Origin of the sequence: Lacrimispora sp., assembly GCF_036758025.1 — a bacterium.
In the GTDB taxonomy this organism is placed as follows: Bacteria; Bacillota; Clostridia; order Lachnospirales; family Lachnospiraceae; genus Lacrimispora.
Genome location: NZ_DAIOXM010000026.1, coordinates 1 through 20381 on the forward strand (window position 1 = coordinate 1; position 20381 = coordinate 20381).

General features: G+C 43.6%; 18 protein-coding genes and 2 pseudogenes. 1 reads left to right on the forward strand and 19 read right to left on the reverse strand.

What is annotated here, in order from left to right; genetic code table 11:
• The 8 genes and pseudogenes from V7M78_RS18090 to V7M78_RS18125 form a co-directional block, all read right to left on the reverse strand.
• A pseudogene (locus V7M78_RS18090) lies at positions 1-580 on the reverse strand (IS66 family transposase); the annotation flags it as partial.
• Between the two features lie 433 nt (positions 581-1013).
• Entirely contained in the window at positions 1014-1838 is an 825-nt protein-coding gene (locus V7M78_RS18095) for a choloylglycine hydrolase (RefSeq protein ID WP_333651774.1), read from the reverse strand.
• Between the two features lie 394 nt (positions 1839-2232).
• A complete protein-coding gene (locus tag V7M78_RS18100) occupies positions 2233-3177 on the reverse strand; it encodes a GNAT family N-acetyltransferase (protein WP_333651775.1) in 945 nt (314 codons plus the stop codon).
• Between the two features lie 327 nt (positions 3178-3504).
• Positions 3505-3864 carry a molecular chaperone Hsp90 gene (locus V7M78_RS18105; protein ID WP_333651776.1) on the reverse strand — a complete coding sequence of 120 codons (360 nt, stop codon included), beginning with the start codon at positions 3862-3864 and terminating at the stop codon, positions 3505-3507.
• Between the two features lie 157 nt (positions 3865-4021).
• A complete protein-coding gene (gene dcd / locus V7M78_RS18110) occupies positions 4022-4558 on the reverse strand; it encodes a dCTP deaminase (RefSeq protein WP_333651777.1) in 537 nt (178 codons plus the stop codon).
• A gap of 26 nt (positions 4559-4584) precedes the next feature.
• Positions 4585-6054: pseudogene (locus V7M78_RS18115) on the reverse strand (LCP family protein); the annotation flags it as partial.
• A gap of 98 nt (positions 6055-6152) precedes the next feature.
• The gene (locus tag V7M78_RS18120; protein WP_333651778.1) at positions 6153-7763 is read right to left on the reverse strand and encodes an NlpC/P60 family protein; all 1611 of its coding nucleotides are present in this window, start codon (positions 7761-7763) and stop codon (positions 6153-6155) included.
• Between the two features lie 104 nt (positions 7764-7867).
• Positions 7868-8725 (reverse strand): Cof-type HAD-IIB family hydrolase, encoded by an 858-nt coding sequence (locus V7M78_RS18125; RefSeq protein WP_333651779.1) that lies wholly within the window; start codon positions 8723-8725, stop codon positions 7868-7870.
• 412 nt (positions 8726-9137) lie between these two features.
• On the opposite strand from V7M78_RS18125, the gene glmS reads away from it, so the two are divergent.
• A complete protein-coding gene (gene glmS / locus V7M78_RS18130; RefSeq protein ID WP_333651780.1) occupies positions 9138-10955 on the forward strand; it encodes a glutamine--fructose-6-phosphate transaminase (isomerizing) in 1818 nt (605 codons plus the stop codon).
• A gap of 59 nt (positions 10956-11014) precedes the next feature.
• On the opposite strand, the gene V7M78_RS18135 is transcribed toward glmS, so the two are convergent.
• The 11 genes from V7M78_RS18135 to V7M78_RS18185 form a co-directional block, all read right to left on the reverse strand.
• Entirely contained in the window at positions 11015-11665 is a 651-nt protein-coding gene (locus V7M78_RS18135; RefSeq protein WP_333651781.1) for a cytidylate kinase-like family protein, read from the reverse strand.
• 105 nt (positions 11666-11770) lie between these two features.
• The gene (locus tag V7M78_RS18140) at positions 11771-12688 is read right to left on the reverse strand and encodes an RluA family pseudouridine synthase (protein WP_442914674.1); all 918 of its coding nucleotides are present in this window, start codon (positions 12686-12688) and stop codon (positions 11771-11773) included.
• Positions 12685-13203: a signal peptidase II gene (gene lspA / locus V7M78_RS18145; RefSeq protein ID WP_333651782.1), complete on the reverse strand. Its 519-nt coding sequence runs from the start codon at positions 13201-13203 to the stop codon at positions 12685-12687. Before lspA ends, V7M78_RS18140 begins: the two co-directional genes overlap by 4 nt.
• A gap of 10 nt (positions 13204-13213) precedes the next feature.
• A complete protein-coding gene (gene aroB, locus V7M78_RS18150) occupies positions 13214-14296 on the reverse strand; it encodes a 3-dehydroquinate synthase (protein WP_442914676.1) in 1083 nt (360 codons plus the stop codon).
• Positions 14297-14466: 170 nt separating this feature from the next.
• On the reverse strand, positions 14467-14988 hold the full coding sequence (locus tag V7M78_RS18155) for a cell division protein SepF (RefSeq protein WP_333651784.1): 522 nt from the start codon (positions 14986-14988) through the stop codon (positions 14467-14469).
• A 102-nt stretch (positions 14989-15090) separates the two neighbouring features.
• Positions 15091-15786, reverse strand: a complete 696-nt coding sequence (locus tag V7M78_RS18160; RefSeq protein WP_333651785.1) for a YggS family pyridoxal phosphate-dependent enzyme — start codon at positions 15784-15786, stop codon at positions 15091-15093.
• A gap of 12 nt (positions 15787-15798) precedes the next feature.
• Positions 15799-17214: an HlyD family efflux transporter periplasmic adaptor subunit gene (locus V7M78_RS18165; protein WP_333651786.1), complete on the reverse strand. Its 1416-nt coding sequence runs from the start codon at positions 17212-17214 to the stop codon at positions 15799-15801.
• A 138-nt stretch (positions 17215-17352) separates the two neighbouring features.
• On the reverse strand, positions 17353-17772 hold the full coding sequence (locus V7M78_RS18170; protein WP_333651787.1) for a twitching motility protein PilT: 420 nt from the start codon (positions 17770-17772) through the stop codon (positions 17353-17355).
• An 88-nt stretch (positions 17773-17860) separates the two neighbouring features.
• Positions 17861-18829, reverse strand: coding sequence for a D-alanyl-D-alanine carboxypeptidase family protein (locus V7M78_RS18175; RefSeq protein WP_333651788.1), 969 nt, complete (start codon positions 18827-18829; stop codon positions 17861-17863).
• A gap of 14 nt (positions 18830-18843) precedes the next feature.
• On the reverse strand, positions 18844-19239 hold the full coding sequence (mgsA, locus tag V7M78_RS18180) for a methylglyoxal synthase (RefSeq protein ID WP_158376309.1): 396 nt from the start codon (positions 19237-19239) through the stop codon (positions 18844-18846).
• Positions 19240-19256: 17 nt separating this feature from the next.
• Positions 19257-20381, reverse strand: a complete 1125-nt coding sequence (locus V7M78_RS18185) for an FtsW/RodA/SpoVE family cell cycle protein (protein ID WP_333651789.1) — start codon at positions 20379-20381, stop codon at positions 19257-19259.

Sequence of the window (20381 nt, forward strand, 5' to 3'; positions counted from 1 at the left end):
ATCCCTTTAAATATTTCTGGGGATATGTTCCGCTCCGCCCTGGCTGATAAACGAAATGGCGGACTGGCTGCCCGGAGTTTTTGATGGAGCAGTATACTCACATATAAGAATCCGTTGTATTCTTCCGGTTCATTCATGACCTGTACAGGAGTTTCATCGATGTGAAGGTATTGCTGCTCTAACAGTTTTTATGAAGAAGCCCAACCACCGGGGAAAGCCAGTCCCGGTAACTGATAAGGATCCAGTTTGACATCGTTGCACGGCTTAAGGCTACCCACAGGTTTTCCCATTCCTTTTCCTGACGGTATAAAGGAACAGCCAGCTCATACTTTTGATGAATGACCCATGCAACCGCTCCAGGGGAAGCATAAGAGTGCTGGATAACCGGATAAGGCATTGGAGACTTCTCCATATATTCTTTTCCTTCCTTACGGCACTTTCTGCATTCAAAGGTCTCAAGATAATAATCAATGACACGCACGCTGGCAGGAATAAATTTAATTTCTGTGCGGACGAATTCTTCCCCAACAGATACAAGGGGAGTGCCACAGGTCTCGCAGAAGCGATCCTCTTCTGCAAGATTTCTAACTAATTTGAGCCATGGACAGCGTGTCACACCCCCGATGTGACCGATGACCATTACTTGACAATATAAACACTTAACGCACTTTTTTAGATAAAGGGGGCTATTTTATGGAGCCTTATAATGTGAAAATTATCACCTATCCTGATCTTACAAGGTAGTTCCAGGTGTATCATCAGGATGTTGTTTATAAGGGGTATTATCGCAAGATAGGTATAATTATAATGGATGTGTAAAGAAGCTTTCTGACTGGTTAAGAATTGCAAAGCGTTCCTCTCCTGCCCTCTCCTATTTGGTCGTTCCAGAACGTCAGTTAGGCGATTGACCGTGCCCTGTTATTCAGAAATCGCCATGTATGGCTATTTCTTATGCTTTCTTGAATACCCTAAAAATCTGTCTTACAAATTGATCTTCTTTATTTAAATGTTTTTTACTTATATAAGCTAATAAGATCCTTCACAAATATTTCTTCATTTGTAAATTGAATTTTATTATTGCTTAAAAATCCATCCAATGATTGGATTGTTTTTTCAATAATAGAAATTTTCCATTTTTTGCTTAAATCTTTTTTAAAACTAATATAAATTTCATTTTTTAATGGTTCATATACTATTGAACACAGAGTATTCTCCTGACTAGTTTTACTTAAAACTTCAAAGGCTTCATTTATTCCAAAGCTATGAATATTATTATGAATATATTCATGAGCACAAATATATCTTTCCGCACCTATACCATATACTTTATTATAATTTGATTCCTTGAAATCCCCATTAGGAAAATTAGTCATAATAATAAAATCATCATGACAAGGACTTACTATATTTGTATCATTTCCTTCTTCCAGAATAAACGCATCTCCAGTTTTATCAGCGATAATAGTATGTAGCCCTAAGTCCGGGAATAATGGATTTCTAGGATACGAGATTACTCTTTTATTAAGAATTTCAAAAAATTCAGATGTTTTTCTTGTTTTCTTTAGCGCCTCATCAAAAATATCAAAAGCAAACCAATCATTTTCGTCACAACTTGATTTAAAACCTGGACTATATTTTACTGCTTGAGTACAGATAAAAAGACCCTCACTATTAAAACCAGCGATATCCCTGTATTTGTTATCTAATAAGCCTGAAAAGTAAAATAAGTTCATGTCATTATAACTATTGACTTTTAGTTTTAAATCAATATCATCAGCATCGAAATTCATACCATAAATAGCTTTTTCTTGACTGTATACTGCAAAACTTGTACACACTTTGGAACCTCCTTTTAATATATAATTTTGTCATATAATATGCTTAGAGTATTTAGAGAATCATTTGGTTATTTTACCATTGGCTTCACCACTTTCTTAAACTTCTATCCATATGATATCACCAGGCTTCATGATGGTTCAACCCACAAAATTTTTCAGAATCAAAAATGCGCCAATTAAGCTTATTCGGAGGAATTGCTTTATGACGCATTTTGTTATTCGTTGCCTTTTTTCATTTCAAAAATAAATTTAAAATGTTATTGTTTATTCCTACTGCATTTTGCTACTGATACTCAGGCTAGAACGCTGCAGCTCATGAACAAAATCGCTATAACATTCATAGCGATTTTGTTCAATGGAAATTATAAGTTAAAACCTATAAAGACTCCAGGCATTAATCATGTAATGCACATTCATCAATTCTACGAACTACACTATTCGTATATGCAGTAAAATATTTAAGCCAGAAACCATATCCTGTAGGATTGAAACTCTCAAAATCTACTCCCAGAATCTTATATCCTTCTGTTTTAAGCTTCAGTATTGTAAAATTCAATAGATTCTGATAGATGTCTTTTCCGCGAAATTCAGGAAGGCAGAAAGCACCACAAATATTACACATATTATCGGATTCAGTAACAAAATTCTCGCCATTGCTTTTTACTTCAACAAATGCAATCAGTTTTTCACCATTATTAGCAACAAATAGCCTTGAGGTGCGCTCTTCTGCATGAGCCAGCCAAGATTTAAAATTCTCTGATGAGGAATACATAAAACATGGGCTGTTTCCCATGTGTTCAGACTCCATTTGACGCATTTGCCTAACTCTGATCACATCTGTCTTAGGGAGTTCTTCAAAATAAATGCCATCACATGGCTGGCATTCAAATTCCGCCATTGGTCTAATGGCATCCATACAACGAAGGCCAAATCCATATGTAAAAAATGCATTTATTGATTCCGTATCATGTGCATAATGTGCTACTGCGTGATATGTTATATTACGTTTAACCCATTTTTCTGCAGCGGCTTGATACATTTTTTGATATATTAATCTTCTATTCTCTTTTACAGCACCATGGGCATGGATGGGTGAGAATGTTCCCTTGGCACTTGAACCAAATGCATTGTCCCATGGTTCATAACAACATAGAAAACCTATTAACCGGTCACCTTCAAAAGCTGCAACGCCAAGTCCATTACATGCAAAATACTCTAAATCAGGAAGCACATCTATGCCGGGCAGAATTGGTACGTATTCACGCTCTTCATAGTAATTCTCAACAGCAATCAGCTTTGCGCTTTCCACATGATCCCTCTCAAAATCTAAAAATTTCATATTAATCCTCCATTCTAATGTGGAGGGTTATTTTGCGTGAGCCCTCCTTACACGTTTTTCAATAGCTGAATATTTATCTGTCATATGCAATCGCTCCTTTACTGAATATTTATAATAACGCAAAATTGCGCCATCATATAAAGTCTATAGATAACATCGGTATAAATACATTGAATTGGCTTCTCCATATCTATACCAAGTCATATCATATCTCAATTTACCAGTTAAATAAATATTTTTTCTTTTATAAAAAACGACAAAACTCAATCATTTGGTTTTGTCGTTTTCATAGTTTTGTCATTTGTTTTTACAGTTGTTAATCTTCTCTTATTTAAGAAGCCCATCTTTCTTCTCAAGAATTGCAGCTGCAGCTGCACAAGCCGGACAATCACAATAGTTCGCTCCGGCAGATTTAATATCCTTTGCGTGTGATGCAATATGTTTAGCAGTTTCTGCTCCGAAAACCTGGATTCCGGTATCAGATTCTGCAAAACCGATTAAACCGTCAATGGGCATAATATCTGCTTCCAGCTCATCAATATATCTTTTTGTTTCTGTGGCTTCTTTTTCAGTTCCAATTGCATCCAGCCAGGTCTGAGCTGCTGTTTTTGCCTCTTTACTGCATGATGGAGCATTCATTAATTCGTGTGTTTTTTCAACAGTATAATTTAATATTTCTTTATTCATAATTGATACTCCTTCTTTCTTTTGGAATTTATCTATATTTTACCATAATCATTCAGGCTTTGCAATTTAAAGATTCTGAGCTTATCTCCCATCCGCTCCTCTGACATAAGCCCAGATCACACAGCCCTCTCTCCCAACGATAAAACACAAAGTCCTGTTATTGATTATCCGTATCCAAAAAGATTTTAGAAGACGTCGCTCCTCTTTGGCCCTGATATTTGCCCCGATAGGGATTTAAAGCATGGTCGTCCAATTGGGCAAATACCAACTGCCCCACCCGGCGTCCGGCGCATAGCTCAATGGCGCATCGGTTGGCATTAAAAAGTTCCAGGGTAATCTCTCCCTCAAATCCAGGATCAACCCAGCCGGCATTTTGAATGAAGAGCCCCAGCCTTCCAAGGGAGCTTCTTCCTTCCACAAATGCGGTCAGGTTGTCAGGAAGACAGAAATATTCCATAGTGGTAGCCAGTACAAACTGACCTGGAAGGAGTAAATAGTGGTCTGTCACCATGGTTTTGTATTTAATTTCATCATTGAGGGAAATAATTCCATTGCTTGTATCTTCCACGATACAGAATGTATTTCCCAGCCGGATGTCTACGCTGGCCGGCTGAATTTGGTGTTCTTCAATAGGGGAAATGGTCAGTGTCTTTTCTTTGATCATTTCAAGAATAGTTTTATCAGATAATATCACAAATATTCTCCTTTTCTTTTTGCTTATGATACCCCTGGTCCCACTTCTTCTGTTTCCGGCTCCTCCTGAGGCGTTGTTTCCTCTTTGGTTTCCGGTAAATTAGCACCCGGACCTACCAGACCTCCATCTTCCTTAGTGGGAGCCTCGCTCTCCTCTTCCATTGTTTCGGAAATCACTTCTTCCGTGCTTTCAGCCGTGGTTTCCTCTGTACTTGGCTCAACAGACGGTTCTGTCTGAGGCGGTTCTGTCTCCTTTGGAGCACTGCCCTTTTTCTTTCCTCCTGAACCGCCCCCAGAGGGAGCGTTTGCCCCGGGCTCTGAAAGGCCGCTGTCCTCAGAAATCTTGGCACTGATCTTTTTAACGGTTGAAGACGGAGAATAATTTTCCTGGTCATAGAGGAACTGGTGGAGCTGAATTACATTGCTTTCCAAGGTGGTAGGAATAACACAGTCCATTTTTCCAATTTTCATAGCAGTCCTGGAAAATGGAAAACCGGCTGTTTCTCCAATATGGTATTTGCTGATTCCTTTCGCCATTGGCAGAACATCATCAATGCCCACGCTGGTGGAAATCTGAGGAAGTACGGCAGTAGCCAGGGTCTTTAAGGTGGCAAAATCAGCACTCTTCGCCTTTTCCATAGCCAGGGAAACAATCTTTCTCTGACGCTCCGTACGGTTGTAATCCGTATCCATGAGACGGAGTCTGGCATAGGATACAGCTTGTACCCCATCCAGGTGGTTCATACCCGCACTTTTTAAATGGTGTGAGCCTACGCCGGTGGAATTAACGGTTTCTGTAATAAAGCCATTGATATAGGCAAACTCCGAATCTGTAATTTCTACATCAACTCCGCCTAAGATATTAATGGCATCGGCAACGGCCTTCCAGTTAAACGTGGCATAATCATCAATCTTAAGGTCCAGATTCTCGTTTAAGGCTTCAAGAGCCTGTTTATGGCCGCCTTTGAAATATGCTTCGTTGATTTTATGATAAGTCCCCTTGCTGTTGATCTTTAAATATGTATCTCTGTAAACGGACACCAGCTTGATCTCTCCGGTAGCCTTGTTGATGTTACAGATCATCTCCACATCAGATAGGGCTCCCTTTCCCATATTGCCGTCTCTGGAATCCACACCAAAGACTGCAATGGTCCAATAGCCCTTCTGCCCTGTACGCTGCTTTAACATGAAAAATGCGCCTAACAGCAACAGTGCCAGAACGGTAAGCTGTATGAGAAAGACCTTCCTTTTATGTCTCCGCTTTCTTTTCTTGTCCGCTTTCAGCTTTGCGCTGTTTTGATGCTCATTGCGGCGGACTCTGGGGTTTCTTCCATCGCCTGCATTGTAATAGGTCCTGTCCCCTCTGACTGTCTGCTCCTGCTGTCTTCTTTCGGCTGTCTGCTTTCTGTCCGGATTCCTGTCTGCATGTCCTGATCCTTTGCCGCTTTTTTTCTTTTTGCGGGCTCTCATGCGGTCTAATTCGTCCTCATAATTCATAACTGAACCATTGTCCTTTCTTATTTACAGCCCTTATTTTCCGGGCCTTCCAATCAATTCTCTGGCAGATCCTATCCATTTTACCAGAAAAGATTTTATCAGTCAATCAGCTTTCTGTAATGGGTCCAGTCCCCTTTTGCAGTAGAAATAATCACATTGCCGGACAATGTGCTTGATTCATGGATGATCATCATGGTTTTATCATCCTCCCAACCCAGAAATACCGCTGCATGAGCTTCCTCTCCTGCTTTTATCATAATATCCCCTGGCTGTAAAGAAGATTTCTCCACCGCCGTTCCGCAGGAAGCCAGCCCTTCCGTGCTCTCATAATTTAAGCGCCTGTCCAGGGCGGACCAATAAATCCAGCTGATCCAGCCGGAACAGTCCAGTCCCTTTATGGATCGTCCCTTATTATCCGGTTCCGTGAGAACACCGAAGAAATTTTTCTCATAACCGGGCGAAGACGGCTTTCCGCCCCAATAGTAGGGAACTCTGCCGACGGAGGACAAGGCGTAACGGACCAGCTTTTTCCTCTCCTCTGAAATCCCCTGGGGAAGACGGCTCATATAGCTGTCGATTTCATCATAAGAAAGAGAACTTGCCCCAAGGCAAGGGGAAAGGGTCAGGCCGTAAAGCTCTGCCCAGTCCTGTTTTGCAAGGTCAGAGGAATAGGCTTTGTTTTCCTCCGTCCAGCCCTGCCAGCCAATATCTTCTTTCCTTTCATTTCCAAGGGAATCGAGGGCAAATAACCCCTTTCCGGAATCTGACAATCCGGTAATCACTGCTCTTACATGGAGATCTACATATCTGGAAGGCTCAGAAGGCAAGGATTCTTCTGTTTCTGGCTGAGCTTCTGTTTCCGCTTCTGTTTCAGAATCTTTCTTAAGGGCAATACCGGGACCGATTTCTCCGGAATCTTCCAGAGAAGAGATGGTTTCCAGGGAGGCATTGGTTTCCGGGGAAATATTAGCTTCTGCAAATGTTTGGTTAAGGCTTTCCAATGAATCTGAAGACTCTGAAACAGTTCCTGAAACATCTCCTGCCTCTGCCTGTGACGGTGTGGCCGGCTGCGGACTGTCCCCATAGACCTCACTGATGGAGTATTGAAAGCTATGGGAACTGTCCCACAGCTTAAAAGCATAGCTTAAGAAAGCATCTGAATCCTTCGGCGCAGCATAGTAAAAATATGTATTAGCCATGGACATGATCTCCTGGATATTAGACCGGGGAGTGATCTGTTTTCCCTTCTCATCATAAAATTCGATGCGTACCTGATGAAAGGAAAGTCCTCTGTAAGGCTCTGCAGGCATTCCAAGGCTTAAAGCCACCTTTTCAGGGCTTTCATCTGCCAAATGATAAATAGAAGCCATCCACTTAGAATCTTTAAGGGAAAGGGCTTCTGCTGCCTCTGTACCCAGGCTCTTCTCCTGCTCATCTCCTTCTCCATAGAGAAATGCCAGATTAAACGCAGAAAGAGACGGAACAAAGGGGGCAGGCCCCTCTTCTTCCGCCGTTGTTTCCAAAGGACTTTCCATAGAAGCTTCTTCTGTTTCAGCTTCTGTCTGGACAATATTTTTTATGGCCGAAGCCTCTTGTACATGACTGTAAGGGGAGGAATAAGAACGGGAAAATGCGCAGACACACGCACCCATAAAAGCCATAAATATGGCAGCAAAAATCTGTACCCTGACCGTCTTTTTAAATTTCATATGCTATCATTCCAGTCATATTTTTCTAAAATAGAACTATAGCATAATCTAAGGTCAAAATACAGAAAGAAAGGTTTAATAGTTTATTAAGATTAAGAGAAGGGTCAGCCCGCTGCGGCTGCTTCAGAAAGGATCAGAGCTTCTATGGCTGCGGCGACTCCATCAGCATGATTGCTTCTGGTCATAAGGCGTGCTTTCCGTTTTACCGCTTCCGAAGCATTTTCCATGGCAACGGTGTATCCCAGAGGCAGTTTCAGCATGGAGAGATCATTTTCACTGTCTCCTATTGCCAGGATTTCCCTGGGATGAATTCCGGCGTTTTGGGCATATTCCAAGAGAGCCGTTCCCTTTTGTGCTCCTGTATGGGTTAATTCTAAGTTTGAGGAATCAGATGAGGCAACAGACAGCGCGTCTTCCTGTTCCAGAAAAAGTCGAAGGTGCTTTAAAACCTCCGGATTTTCATGAACCACAGACATTTTATAAATATCAAAAGGTGAATTGAGCAGGGCTTCCTCCGTGGTGAACTGAAATCTCCGTGCTATGGTCTCATAAGAGTGTTCTTTGGAAACCATGGGGAGAAATATTCCATCCTCAAAACTTTTCCGGAACGTTTTCACGTCCGAGGTGGTATAGCTCCCGTTTTCTGTCATGAAATCATAAAGAACCGGGAAAGAACGGCAGATGTCCAAAATGCGTCTGATCTGATTCCTGGACATAGGCTGTTTCCGAAGCTGCTTTCCACTGCTGTCAAAAACAGCGGCACCGTTCATACAGATGATATCGCAGGATATTCCGGCTTCTTTTAAAGGCGAGGAAGCGTCTGCAAAGCCCCTGCCTGTACATACTACAAAATCGATGTTTTTCCGTCTGAGAGCTCTAATGGCTGCAACGTTTAACGGGGATATCTTCCCCCATGGATTTAACAGTGTTCCATCCATGTCAGATGCTACTAATCGTATCATATATTCTTCCTTTCTTTGTATTCTAAATTCATTTTAAAGGATGAATGTAAAATCAAAAAGAGGCTTATGGTAAAATCAATGTAAATCATGGTATTGACGCACAAAGCAACAGAGGCTATAATAAACTAGATTTATGAAGGAGGCATAAATATTAATAGCAAAGCTAAGCGCCATGCACCTGCTGATGCGATCGTGAACGTTTTCTAAGGAAAATGGTATCAGGGGTTAACGAGGTGAAGGGTTTATCGAATATTCGGCGGATGCCCTTCCATGCCGTTCCGGGCGTGTATCCAGTGTGAAATATGCAGGTAACTGCAAAACAAACACGCTGGAACCGGAGCCTGTTTTTTGTGTACCTTTTTTCGAAAAAAAAGGGCAGACATCATGTGAAAATTTAAGGAGAACGTAAATTATGTGTGGAATTATTGGTTATACAGGTCCTCTGGACTCAAAAAGAATTCTGTTGGAAGGCTTGTCCCAGTTGGAATACAGGGGCTATGACAGTGCAGGGGTGGCCCTGTGCATGGAGAACTCCCGCATCCGCCTCATCAGGCATACCGGAAAGGTTTCTAATTTAAAAGAAGGATGCAGGAAAATTTCCGAAACCTCCCACTGCGGACTGGGACATACCAGGTGGGCGACTCACGGAGGAGTGACCACAGAAAATACCCATCCCCACCAGGCCGGAAGAATTACCCTTGTCCACAACGGTATCATTGAGAATTATCATCAGCTCACCCTTGACTTTCATTTGGAAGGCAAGCTTCAGTCTGAGACTGACAGTGAAGTGGCTGCATGGGTTCTGGAAAGTCTTTATGAAGGCAGACCTTTAGAAGCCATAAGCAAGTTTGTATCTTATCTCAAGGGCTCATACAGCTTCTGTATGATGTTTGAAGACCACCCCGGAGAAATCTATGCTATCCGAAGTGTAAGCCCTCTGGTGGCGGCCTACACCCGCTCCGGCTCCTTTGTGGCCTCAGACTTAACCGCCCTCATTCCTTATACAAAACAATATTTCGTGGTTCCTGAAAACCACATCGTAAGGCTTACCTCCTATAAGGTTCATCTTTATGACCTTCACCAAAAGGAAACCAACCCTGAGATGATGGAGGTGAGCTGGAATACAGATGCCGCCATGAAAAACGGCTTCCCTCACTTTATGCTGAAGGAGATTCATGAACAGCCTGAAGCCTTGAAAAACACCATACTGCCCCGCATGGTACGGGGGCTTCCTGATTTTACCGATGACCAGATTCCGGATTCCATCTTAGAGCAGTGCAGCCAGATCCACATTGTGGCATGCGGCACTGCCATGCATGCAGGAATGGTGGCAAGAGCCCTTATGGAGCCTCTTCTGCGGATTCCTGTCACAGTCTCCATTGCGTCTGAATTCCGGTATGAGGAACCGCTCATTGACAGCAAAACTCTGGTTATCGTCATATCCCAGTCAGGAGAAACCATCGATACCCTGGCAGCCTTAAGACTTGCGAAAAGCTATGGGGCTTCCACCTTGTCAGTGGTCAATGTGAAGGGTTCTACCATTGCCAGAGAAAGCGATTACGTTCTTTTCACCCATGCAGGCCCGGAAATCGCCGTTGCAAGCACAAAAGCCTATTCTGTCCAGCTGGCGGCCCTTTACATGGTATGCTGCAGAATGGCCCTGGTAAGAGGAGCATACGGGCATGAGGAAGCGGAGAATTTCATGAAGGAGCTCTTGGATGCCATTCCTGCCATGGAAGCTATGATTGAAAAGAGGGATTCGGTGAAAGCTTTGGTTACTCACCTGATCAATGAACCTGATGCATTCTTTATCGGACGGGGGCTGGATTACGCCTTTTCTCTGGAAGGGGCTTTGAAATTAAAAGAAATCTCCTATATCCATGCCGAAGCCTATGCTGCCGGAGAATTAAAGCACGGCACCATCGCCCTCATAACAGATCAGGTTCCTGTCATTGCCATCGGAACCCAGAAAAAGGTCTTTGCAAAAACAATTTCAAATATCAGGGAGGTAAGGGCAAGAGGTGCCTTCGTAATCCTGCTGGTTGGGGAAAAGTCCCGGGTTGAGGAAGGAATTGCAGATGTTATAATCCCCATCCCTGAGGTTGATGACCGATTTGCAGTATTTCCCGTAGCAGTCATCCTTCAGCTCATCGCTTATTACGCTTCCGTAGGGAAAAACCTGGATGTGGATCAACCGAGAAATCTGGCAAAATCCGTAACAGTGGAATAATTGGTACAATAAAAGACGGGCACTTCCGGTAAAATGGAAATGCCCGTCTTTTATATGGATTATGACTTTGATTTCTTCTCTTCGTTCCACTTCATTTTTGCATCTGCAAAACTGCGGATAATTCTTACCGCTCCTTCCACGCCTACTGCGCTTCTGTTGATACATAGATCATAACTCTTCACATCTCCCCATTTCTTGTCAGAATAGTAATTGTAGTAGCTGGAACGTTTTTTATCAGTCTTGATCATAATATCCCTGGCTTTTCCTTCTTCAATCTGATAAAGCTCTTTTAAGGAGCTGATCCTATCCTCATCGTTGGCGCTGATAAAAACCGATACAAGATTGGGATTTTCTGCGAGAGCATAATCCGCACACCGCCCAACAATCACGCAGGATTCCTCTTCTGCAAGCTGCTTGATGGTGTTGAACTGGGCTAAAAACAACTTATGGTTGATGGGCATATCCAGGTGGCCGGAAGCGGCCATGCCCATGGGATATGTATCCATAACAAGGGAATACAAAAAGCTGTTGGTGGGCCTTTCATCGTGAGTCTGAAACAGTTCTTCGCTCAACCCGCTTTTCTTAGCGGACAAAGCCAGCAATTCCTTATCATAACACTTGATCCCCAGCTCTTCCGCCAGCTTTTGACCAATGATTTTTCCTGAACTTCCGCATTGCCTTCCTATAGTAATCACTAAATTTCCGCTCATGAAAATCACTCCTTCCAATCGTCTTATAAGTATATTATACATCAAAGTTTCAGAAAAATCCATATTTATTCTGAACTTAACAGTTTTCTAAGAAAAAGGAGCCTTTTACAAGGCTCCCCGTAATTTTCTTAACAAGTCTTCAAAGTATTCAGGAAGGGGAGCCGTAAATTCCATGTAAGCTCCGCTTTTCGGATGGATAATGCCCAGAACCCCCGCATGGAGGGTCTGCCCGTTTAACCGGAAAGGATATTTGGCAGGGCCGTAAACCTGATCTCCTAATATGGGATGACCAGTGCTGGCCATGTGAACCCTGATCTGGTGGGTCCGCCCCGTTTCAAGCTGGCATTCCACATAGGTAAACTGCTTAAACCGCTCCAAAACCCGGTAATGGGTGACAGCTTCTCTTCCGTTTTTCTCATTAATGCTCATTTTTTTGCGGTCCACAGGATGGCGGCCAATGGGGGCGTTTATGGTGCCCTCATCTTCCTTTAAGACCCCGTGTACCACAGCATAATACTTTCTGGTAATAGAATGCTCCTTAAGCTGCTCTGCAATGGAATTATGAGCCATGTCGTTCTTGCATACAATGATGACTCCGGTGGTGTCCATATCGATTCTGTGAACGATTCCGGGGCGCATAACGCCGTTGATGCCTGATAGACTGTCCCGGCAGTGTGCCATAAGGCCGTTGACCAGGGTTCCACTGTAATGTCCGGCAGCCGGATGGACAACCATTCCTTTCGGTTTGTTAATGAGGATAATATCCTCATCTTCATACAGAATATCCAGGTCCATGTCCTCAGCTTCAATTTCCGGTTCCACCGCCTCAGGAAGAGATAGCTGAACTGTTTCTCCCGGACTCACCTTATAATTGCTTTTAACTGCCTTTTCATTGACCAGAACTTCCTGTTCCTTTAAAAGCTTCTGTAAATAAGAACGGGATAATTCTTCGCAATACATTGATAAGTACTTATCAATGCGCATTCCTCCATCTTCCGCTGCCACTGTAAATTGCTGCTTCAAGCCTGCCCCTCCTTTTGTTTCAGGGAAAGACAGGATAAGTCCTCTTCCTTGTAGTAAAACAGGAACAGAATCATGAAAACAAACATGGAAACCGTAACATAGCAGTCAGCCACATTGAAAATAGGAAAATCAATGAGCTTGAAATACAGAAAATCCACCACATACCCCTGGGTAAAGCGGTCAATCATATTTCCCACCGCTCCGGCGGACAAAAACATGGCAATAAGGTGCAGGGGCAGGTATTTTCTGGTTGCAGGCATACGGAACACCCCATAGACGGTAAAGGATAAAACCACAACAGCGATCAACAGGAAAAAGGTCTGTTTCCCCTGAAGCATTCCAAAGGCTGCCCCTCTGTTTTCGTGGTAAAAAAATTCAAATACTCCTTCCCAGATCTGGTAAGGCGGACGGTTCATAAGATGCTGTACTGCAAGACGTTTGGTCCACTGGTCCAGACCTATGGCCATAAAAAAGCCGGCAATCAGCCCCAGGGTAAGTTTTGTTTTCTGGTTCATGTAAATCTCCTTATGCTAAGGTTAAAATGTAGTTAAGTCCTTCTGCCATCTCTTCTGCTGTGACGGTTTTATCCACACAGGCTTTTCCTATCTGGTCTAAGAGAATAAAACGGATGGTACCGGAATCCATTTTCTTATCACTTTTCGTAGTTTCAATAATATCATCTGTCAAAAGCCCGCCGACAGTCACAGGCATGTGAAACTGCTTCATAACAGATATAAGCCGGGAGAGCTCACCCTCTTCTATCATGCCCCTTTTTACGGAAATTGCCATGGCAGCGATGCAGCCAAGGCCTACGCAGTGGCCGTGAACCAGTTGGAAGTCAGAAAGCTTCTCAATGGCGTGGCCTAAGGTGTGTCCCAGGTTTAAAAGTGCCCGTTCTCCCTGCTCTGTAGGGTCCTTTTCCACCACATCCTTTTTGATCTGGTTGCTTATGCGCACCGTTTCCTCCAGAATGTTTAAATCCCTGTTCTGAATTTCCTCTGCATGATCAATCAGCCAGTCATAATAAGAAGAGTCCTTAATTAATCCATGCTTAAGAACCTCTCCCATACCGGAAGAAAACTGCTCATCAGAAAGGGTCTTTAAGGTTCCGATATTAGTATAAACCAGTTTTGGCATATGAAATGCACCCACCATGTTTTTGTAGGCATCAAAATCCACCCCGGTCTTTCCGCCTATGCTGGAATCCACCTGGGACAGAAGGGTTGTGGGCACCTGAATAAATGAAATTCCCCTTAAATAGGTGGCCGCCGTAAAGCCGCATAAATCGCCCACAACTCCTCCGCCTAAGGCTAAAAGCCAGTCATGACGGTCAAACTGCATGTTAATCAGAGCTTCATATAAGCTGCGGACAGTGTCTAAATTCTTGTTCTCTTCTCCCGCAGGAAAGATAAAACACTCTGTCTGCTTACAGCATCCGGCGGCAATGCTCTCCACCTCATCCAGATAAAGAGAGGCAACATTTGAATCCGTGACAATGCATACCTTTCTTCCGTCCAGCTTCAGCTTCTTTAACTCCTCTGCCAATCCCTTAAACGAGGTCTCCATAACAATATCATAAATCGGGGTTCCGTCTTTGTGTACGGTCATTGGATTTCCCACGGCGCCATTCCTCCATTGTATTTTTTCTTTTAACCTTTTTTCCTCCATGACGGAAGAAAGCAAACAACTACGCCCCCAAAGCAGAATATGCCTGGGATATGGGAAGTTGTCTGCTTGTACCATTCAAATAAATTCGTTATTCCTTCCAGATCAATCTGTTACAGGCGAAGATTCATCCCGCCCATATCCAGACCTCCGCTGTTTAACAGATCCTGAAAATCACCGGACAGTTCCACAGATTCCGGAGTTGCTATAAATATGTAGTTTGATATTTTCTGCAAATTTCCATTCATGGAGTATGTAGCACCGGAAGTAAAATCAATAATTCGCTGGGCTACCTCAGTATGGATTCCCTCCATATTAAGAACGACGGCTTTTCCTGCCAGCATATAATCGCAGATTTCCTTTGCATCCTCAATGGAAGTAGGTTTTATCATGGATACTTCCATGGTACGCTGCTGCTTCATGGGAACTACCTTCGGAGAACGGGACAGAAAACGGGGCTTCTGCTCATATTCCTCTTCCTCATCGTAATAGTCTTCTTCCGCCTTCTTTGAAAAGAGAGGCTTTCTGACAGGTCTGTCACCTTCATCCTCGTAGTCGTCATCTAAGTAGTAATCGTCATCTTCATCCGTATCATTCAAGCGCATGCTATCCATCAGTTTGCCTAAAATGCTCATACTTCATTCTCTCCAATCTTATACCATGTCGGCTATATTCGTCAGCCATCCAGCCTCCAGGTATATATTCTCACCTGACCGGTGCCTGCACTGCTGCATCCATCAGGTGTTCATATAATATCTTGTACCAAAAATGCCGGTACCGACCCTGACCAGAGTAGCGCCCTCTTCGATTGCAACTTCATAATCTCCGGTCATGCCCATTGAGAGCACGGTCATATTAACATTATCAATGTTTTTCCTTTGCATGTCAACATAAAATTGATTTAATTTCTTAAATATAGGCCGATTTTCCTCAGGATTTTCTACAAAAGGAGCAATTGTCATAAGACCTTTTATCTTAACATGAGGAAACGTGGCGATTTCGCGAATTGCCGTCTCTGTGTCCTCCAGCTTAAAGCCGTATTTACTTTCTTCTTCCGCCACATTGACCTCTAAAAGGATATCTGCAGCCATATTTTTTTTGGCCGCTTCCTCCTCAATCTGCTCTGCCAGCCGCAAGGAATCCACGCTGTGAATCAAGGCCGCCTTATCAACAACCTGTTTCACCTTATTGCGCTGTAAATGGCCGATCATGTGCCACCGGATATCCTCAGGCAGAATCAGGCATTTTTCCGTCAGCTCCTGCACTTTGTTTTCACCGAAGTCCCGGACACCGCTGCTGTATGCTTCTGTAATCATATCAGCCGGCTTTGTCTTGCTGACCGCTATGAGAGTCACTTCCTCCGGATTTCTTCCCGCTCTTTTGCAGGCATTTAAAATCCGTTTTCTCACTTCCTCCAGATTTTCTTTTACCAAGTCAATCACCTCTTATTTATAAATTAGCTGTCCCTCACTGACTGTAGCCGCTTCTAAAACAATGTGGTCATATACAGCCAGGCCATAAGTCATATTTTTTTTCACAGTGTAGTATTCGTCATTGGAGGCCAGTACATCGATCTGCTTAAATATCGCATATCCTTTGTTTATATTATACACACCCTGGAGAGAGGCGCTTGCCCCGATCTGATACCGTTCCTGAGAATCAGGCTTTACAATGTAATCTCCTGCTTTAAAGCCATCTTCCCCGCCCATTTCAATATAGTAATTATCCCCTTCTGAATAATAAATATCCGCAGGGACAAATACAACGGAGGTTCCGGATTCAGCATACACTTCTTTATTAAAACCGCTTACTGTGCTGTCGCCGCCCTGGGTCATGTAATCCATGGGGACCAGGTAAAATTCCTTTGTAGTCACCGCCGTAACAGGAATCTTAAGACCCTCTGCCCGGTCGGAGATAATTTCAAAATCAACATACCGGTCGGAAGCAAACTGAATCATATACTTATCAAAATCCAGTTTTCCAAAGGCCTTTCCGTCTGTTCCGTTAAATACGGAAAAGCTGCCGGAGGCTTTTAAATCCTGCTTGGTAAATTCCACCGTAAGGCTTGTCTTATCTCTGTAAGCCGCCTGATCATCTTCCGTAAGGGGAAATACCACAGACCATGAATCAGAAGTGATGATCTTATAGACAGGAGCACCTTTTTCAATCAGCTCTGACTTTGCGGCTGCTCTTGTATAGCTGCTTAAGTCAAATACGGCTTCTGAAACCGCCGAAGGCTGCAGCCCTTCATAAGAATCGATTCCGTAGGAGACGATTCCGGCCTGATCCGCCTTTACCTGTTGAAAATTAATGCCGGCCTGGTCCATCACTCCACCCAGGTTGTCCAGTACATTGAAATTCACGCACTCCATAACCTCAGCCTCTAAAGAGAATTTGGTATCATAGGCGGTGCGGAACTGATTGCTGTCATAAGTGAGGCTGAATGCAGTCAGCTGCTTTTTTAATTCGGATAAATTTTCCGGTGTCAAAGAAACGCTTTCCTCTGCATTTTCTGCCAGAAAGGCCGCAATGCTTCCTGTTTCGTCAATGGAATAAACACGGGTTCCAGCAGAAGCCCGCTTTCCCTCTCTCACGTAATAGTTGATATAGCCCGACCTGTCCGCGTGCTTTACCTCCTCCTGCCGGAGGATGATGCCTGTGTGATTTTTGTTATTTACAATACTGCCTTCCTGTACCTCATAGAATCTGATTTTATCTCTGCGTACGTAAGCGGATACACTGAACACCATATAAATAAAAATCAGGCCAAAGATAATCATACCTACATTGATATTCAGAGGCCGCCGGTAACGGATGATCTTCTTGCTCTTTCCTGGCTTCTTTGCTTTTTGTCTTGCCAACCTGACGCCTCCCTTCCCTTCTAGCTATTATAAAAGGAATTACCAAAAAATTCAAGTCAGAGGAGAAAAATTTCCTGACATGTAAAAAGGAGGCCGCCCTGCAGCCCCCTTTTGAGGAAAATTAAATACTATGTATGATTATAATGAAACAACCACATGAGCCTTAACATCCTCAGGCATATTCTCTGCATCAATGGATACGCTGAGAACAAAGGTTACATGATATTTTTCACTTATTTTTTCCAAGGTCGCAATGGTCTCAGATATGTCTTCGCCTTCCAGGCAGGCCAGCTTTAAAAAGCTGTCAAAAAACATGATTTCCAAGTCATGATCCTGGGATATGACACCACAGATTAAACCAATAAATCCTTCGCTGGATGTGATTGGATACTCATTAACGTTAATGAGACGGATCTTGTTGCTTAATTCGTACATGTGCTTAGAACTTTTGTCCAGGTATACGATAGAACCGGCGGACTCCTTTACAGCTGCGTTAGCTCTGTCCAACAAATGCTTTGTCTTACCTTTCCCCTTTTTACCTGCTATTATCTGCACCATAGCAATCTCCTCCTTGCGTTATATGATTTGTATAAAAAGTCTATTCGGATTAAAATAATTATAGTACAAATCTCTAAAAAACGCAATGCTATTCTACAATTTTATTTAATATATTTGACATATTCTCATAGAGCCCGGGCCGGCCGGCCGCTTTTAAAACCACAGAAATATATTCCCGGCCTGAGGAATCAGAGCTTCCCATAATCAGGCAGTTTCCAGCTGCCTGGGTGGTGCCTGTCTTTCCGCCTGAGGCTGTAAGGCCGGAAGGCATAGGCTGCTCTCCCGTCATATACCAGTTGGTCGCCTTCCAGGTGGAACTGACCGGACTCCCCGCTTCATTTTTATAAGAAGCAGTAAATTCCTTAGCAGCGATGATCTCCCGGAATTTGGAATATTCCATAGCCTTGTTAAAAATCAGATACAGGTCATAGGCCGTAGTGTAATGGTTCTGATTGTGGAGGCCGTGAGGATTGACAAATTGAGTGCCTGTGGCTCCCAGCTTTAATGCCTCTTCGTTCATCATCTTGGAAAATGCCTCCTCACTTCCAGCCATGTGTACGGCAATGGCTGCTCCGGCATCATTGCCAGATGGAAGCATAAGACCGTATAAAAGCTGTTCCATGGTCAGTTTATCTCCCGGCTTGATTCCGCATAAGGTGGCTCCTGCCTCTGTAATAACGGCATCCTTGGTCACTGTGACCTCATCGGTCAAGTCTCCGTATTCAAGGGCCACAAGAGCTGTCATGACTTTTGTGACACTGGCCGGATAAAGCCGTTCAAAGGGATTTTTTGCAAACAGAACCTCTTTGTCTTTGATATCAAAAACTGCCGCCGCCTCTGCAGTCACTTTGCCATCCGAAAAAGGGGTGTCTTCCGACACCACACAGAGATCGTTTGCAAAGGGTTCCGCCTTGCCGGCGGCTGTACCGGACTGGTAAAGGGCAGTCCTTTCCGAAAAAACGTAGGGACTCTCAAGCTTTCCCAGACCGGCGCAGCCTGTCAGAAACAGGGAACAGAAAAAAATGCACCCTGTTTTTACAAAAACTTTTTTATTCACTGGACTTACCTCTGCTATTTATACATTTCCCGCCATTCAAGATCCCCGCGCTCCAAGGACTTGATAAGAAGCTCTGCTGTAGCCAGATTGGTTGCAAGAGGGATGTTGTGCATGTCACAGGTACTCATAATATTTACAATATCCGGTTCATGGGATTTTGGCGTCAAGGGATCCCTTAAAAAGATCACAAGGTCGATTTCATTGTGCTCGATCTGAGATCCTAATTGCTGTTCTCCGCCTAAGTGTCCCGCCAGATACTTGTGGACATTTAAATTGGTCACCTCTTCAATCAGGCGCCCTGTGGTGCCGGTGGCGTAAAGCATATGCTTGCTTAAAATTCCTCTGTAGGCGATGCAGAAGTTCTGCATCAGTTTTTTCTTTGAATCATGGGCAACTAAACCTATATTCATAACGATATACCTCCTTATTAATTACCGATTTTGCGCTGCAGTCCAACATTCAGAACAAATCCCATGCCAATAAATATACTGACAAGGGAACTGACTCCCGAGCTGATAAAAGGCAGGGGGAGACCCGTGTTGGGAAATATCTGTGTGGCCACTGCGATGTTGGCAAAGGCCTGAAAGCCGATTAAGGCCGCCATGCCGGTACATATCAGTTTCCCGGACATATCTTTGGCTTTTGAAGCCATATAAAGACACTCAAATACAATCAGACCAAAAAGAATGATGACGATGACGCTGCCCCGGAATCCCATCTCTTCACCGATGATGGCGAAAATAAAGTCGGTTTCTCCGGCTGATAAAAAATTACCGTCTTTGACTGATGCAATGGTTGTATTAAAAAGTCCCTTGCCCTGAAGCTGTCCGGAACTGATTGCCATAATGGAGTTTTTTTGCTGATACAGGTTTTCCGCATACTGTTCTGCATGAGGATAAATCCAGGCCAGAATACGCCGGGCCTGATATCCGTGGATAAATGGGATCAATCCTTTGGTCAAAAGGAATATGAAAAGTACGCCTGCCGGAATTGCCACGGCAAGCACGCTTCCGATCCACTTGTAACTGATGCCTGCGGCAAACACCATGCATAAAATAATGACGGTGACCACAAGGCTGGTGGACAAATTAGGCTCTGCCAAAATAAGTCCAATGGGAACGGCCGCAAGTATGGCCGCAAGCCCTACCATGACCGGTGTATCTATCTTTTCCTCGTATTTGTTCCAGAACCAGGAAAAAAATACAATCAAGCCTATCTTTACAAATTCAGAAGGCTGAATCCGGCCTATGCCGGGAATATTGATCCATCTGGTGGCGCCTCCGGCCGTATGCCCCACGACTAAAACTGCACCCAGTAAAAGGATGCAGCTCCCATAGTCCAATGCATAAAGCCTGATTATTTTTCGATAATCAATGATGGAAAGCCCAATAGCCAGGGCAAAGCCAACCATTACGCCTGTTATCTGTTTGGTCACTGTGGAGGAATCCTGGTTGGAGGCACTTGCCACCACCAGAATTCCGATAATGGACAGCGACAGCATGTATAAGACCAATCGGTAATTGTAGTATCTAAAGTTGTAGTCAGAAAACAT

Coding starts and splice junctions, on each gene's coding strand:
- mgsA (WP_158376309.1), bottom strand. CDS start 19,239: ATGAATATAGGTTTAGTTGCCCATGATTCAAAGAAAAAACTGATGCAG.
- glmS (WP_333651780.1), top strand. CDS start 9,138: ATGTGTGGAATTATTGGTTATACAGGTCCTCTGGACTCAAAAAGAATT.
- V7M78_RS18170 (WP_333651787.1), bottom strand. CDS start 17,772: ATGGTGCAGATAATAGCAGGTAAAAAGGGGAAAGGTAAGACAAAGCAT.
- V7M78_RS18105 (WP_333651776.1), bottom strand. CDS start 3,864: ATGAATAAAGAAATATTAAATTATACTGTTGAAAAAACACACGAATTA.
- aroB (WP_442914676.1), bottom strand. CDS start 14,296: ATGACCGTACACAAAGACGGAACCCCGATTTATGATATTGTTATGGAG.
- V7M78_RS18135 (WP_333651781.1), bottom strand. CDS start 11,665: ATGAGCGGAAATTTAGTGATTACTATAGGAAGGCAATGCGGAAGTTCA.
- V7M78_RS18120 (WP_333651778.1), bottom strand. CDS start 7,763: ATGAAATTTAAAAAGACGGTCAGGGTACAGATTTTTGCTGCCATATTT.
- V7M78_RS18155 (WP_333651784.1), bottom strand. CDS start 14,988: ATGAGCATTTTAGGCAAACTGATGGATAGCATGCGCTTGAATGATACG.
- V7M78_RS18100 (WP_333651775.1), bottom strand. CDS start 3,177: ATGAAATTTTTAGATTTTGAGAGGGATCATGTGGAAAGCGCAAAGCTG.
- V7M78_RS18185 (WP_333651789.1), bottom strand. CDS start 20,381: ATGTTTTCTGACTACAACTTTAGATACTACAATTACCGATTGGTCTTA.
- V7M78_RS18125 (WP_333651779.1), bottom strand. CDS start 8,725: ATGATACGATTAGTAGCATCTGACATGGATGGAACACTGTTAAATCCA.
- lspA (WP_333651782.1), bottom strand. CDS start 13,203: ATGAACCAGAAAACAAAACTTACCCTGGGGCTGATTGCCGGCTTTTTT.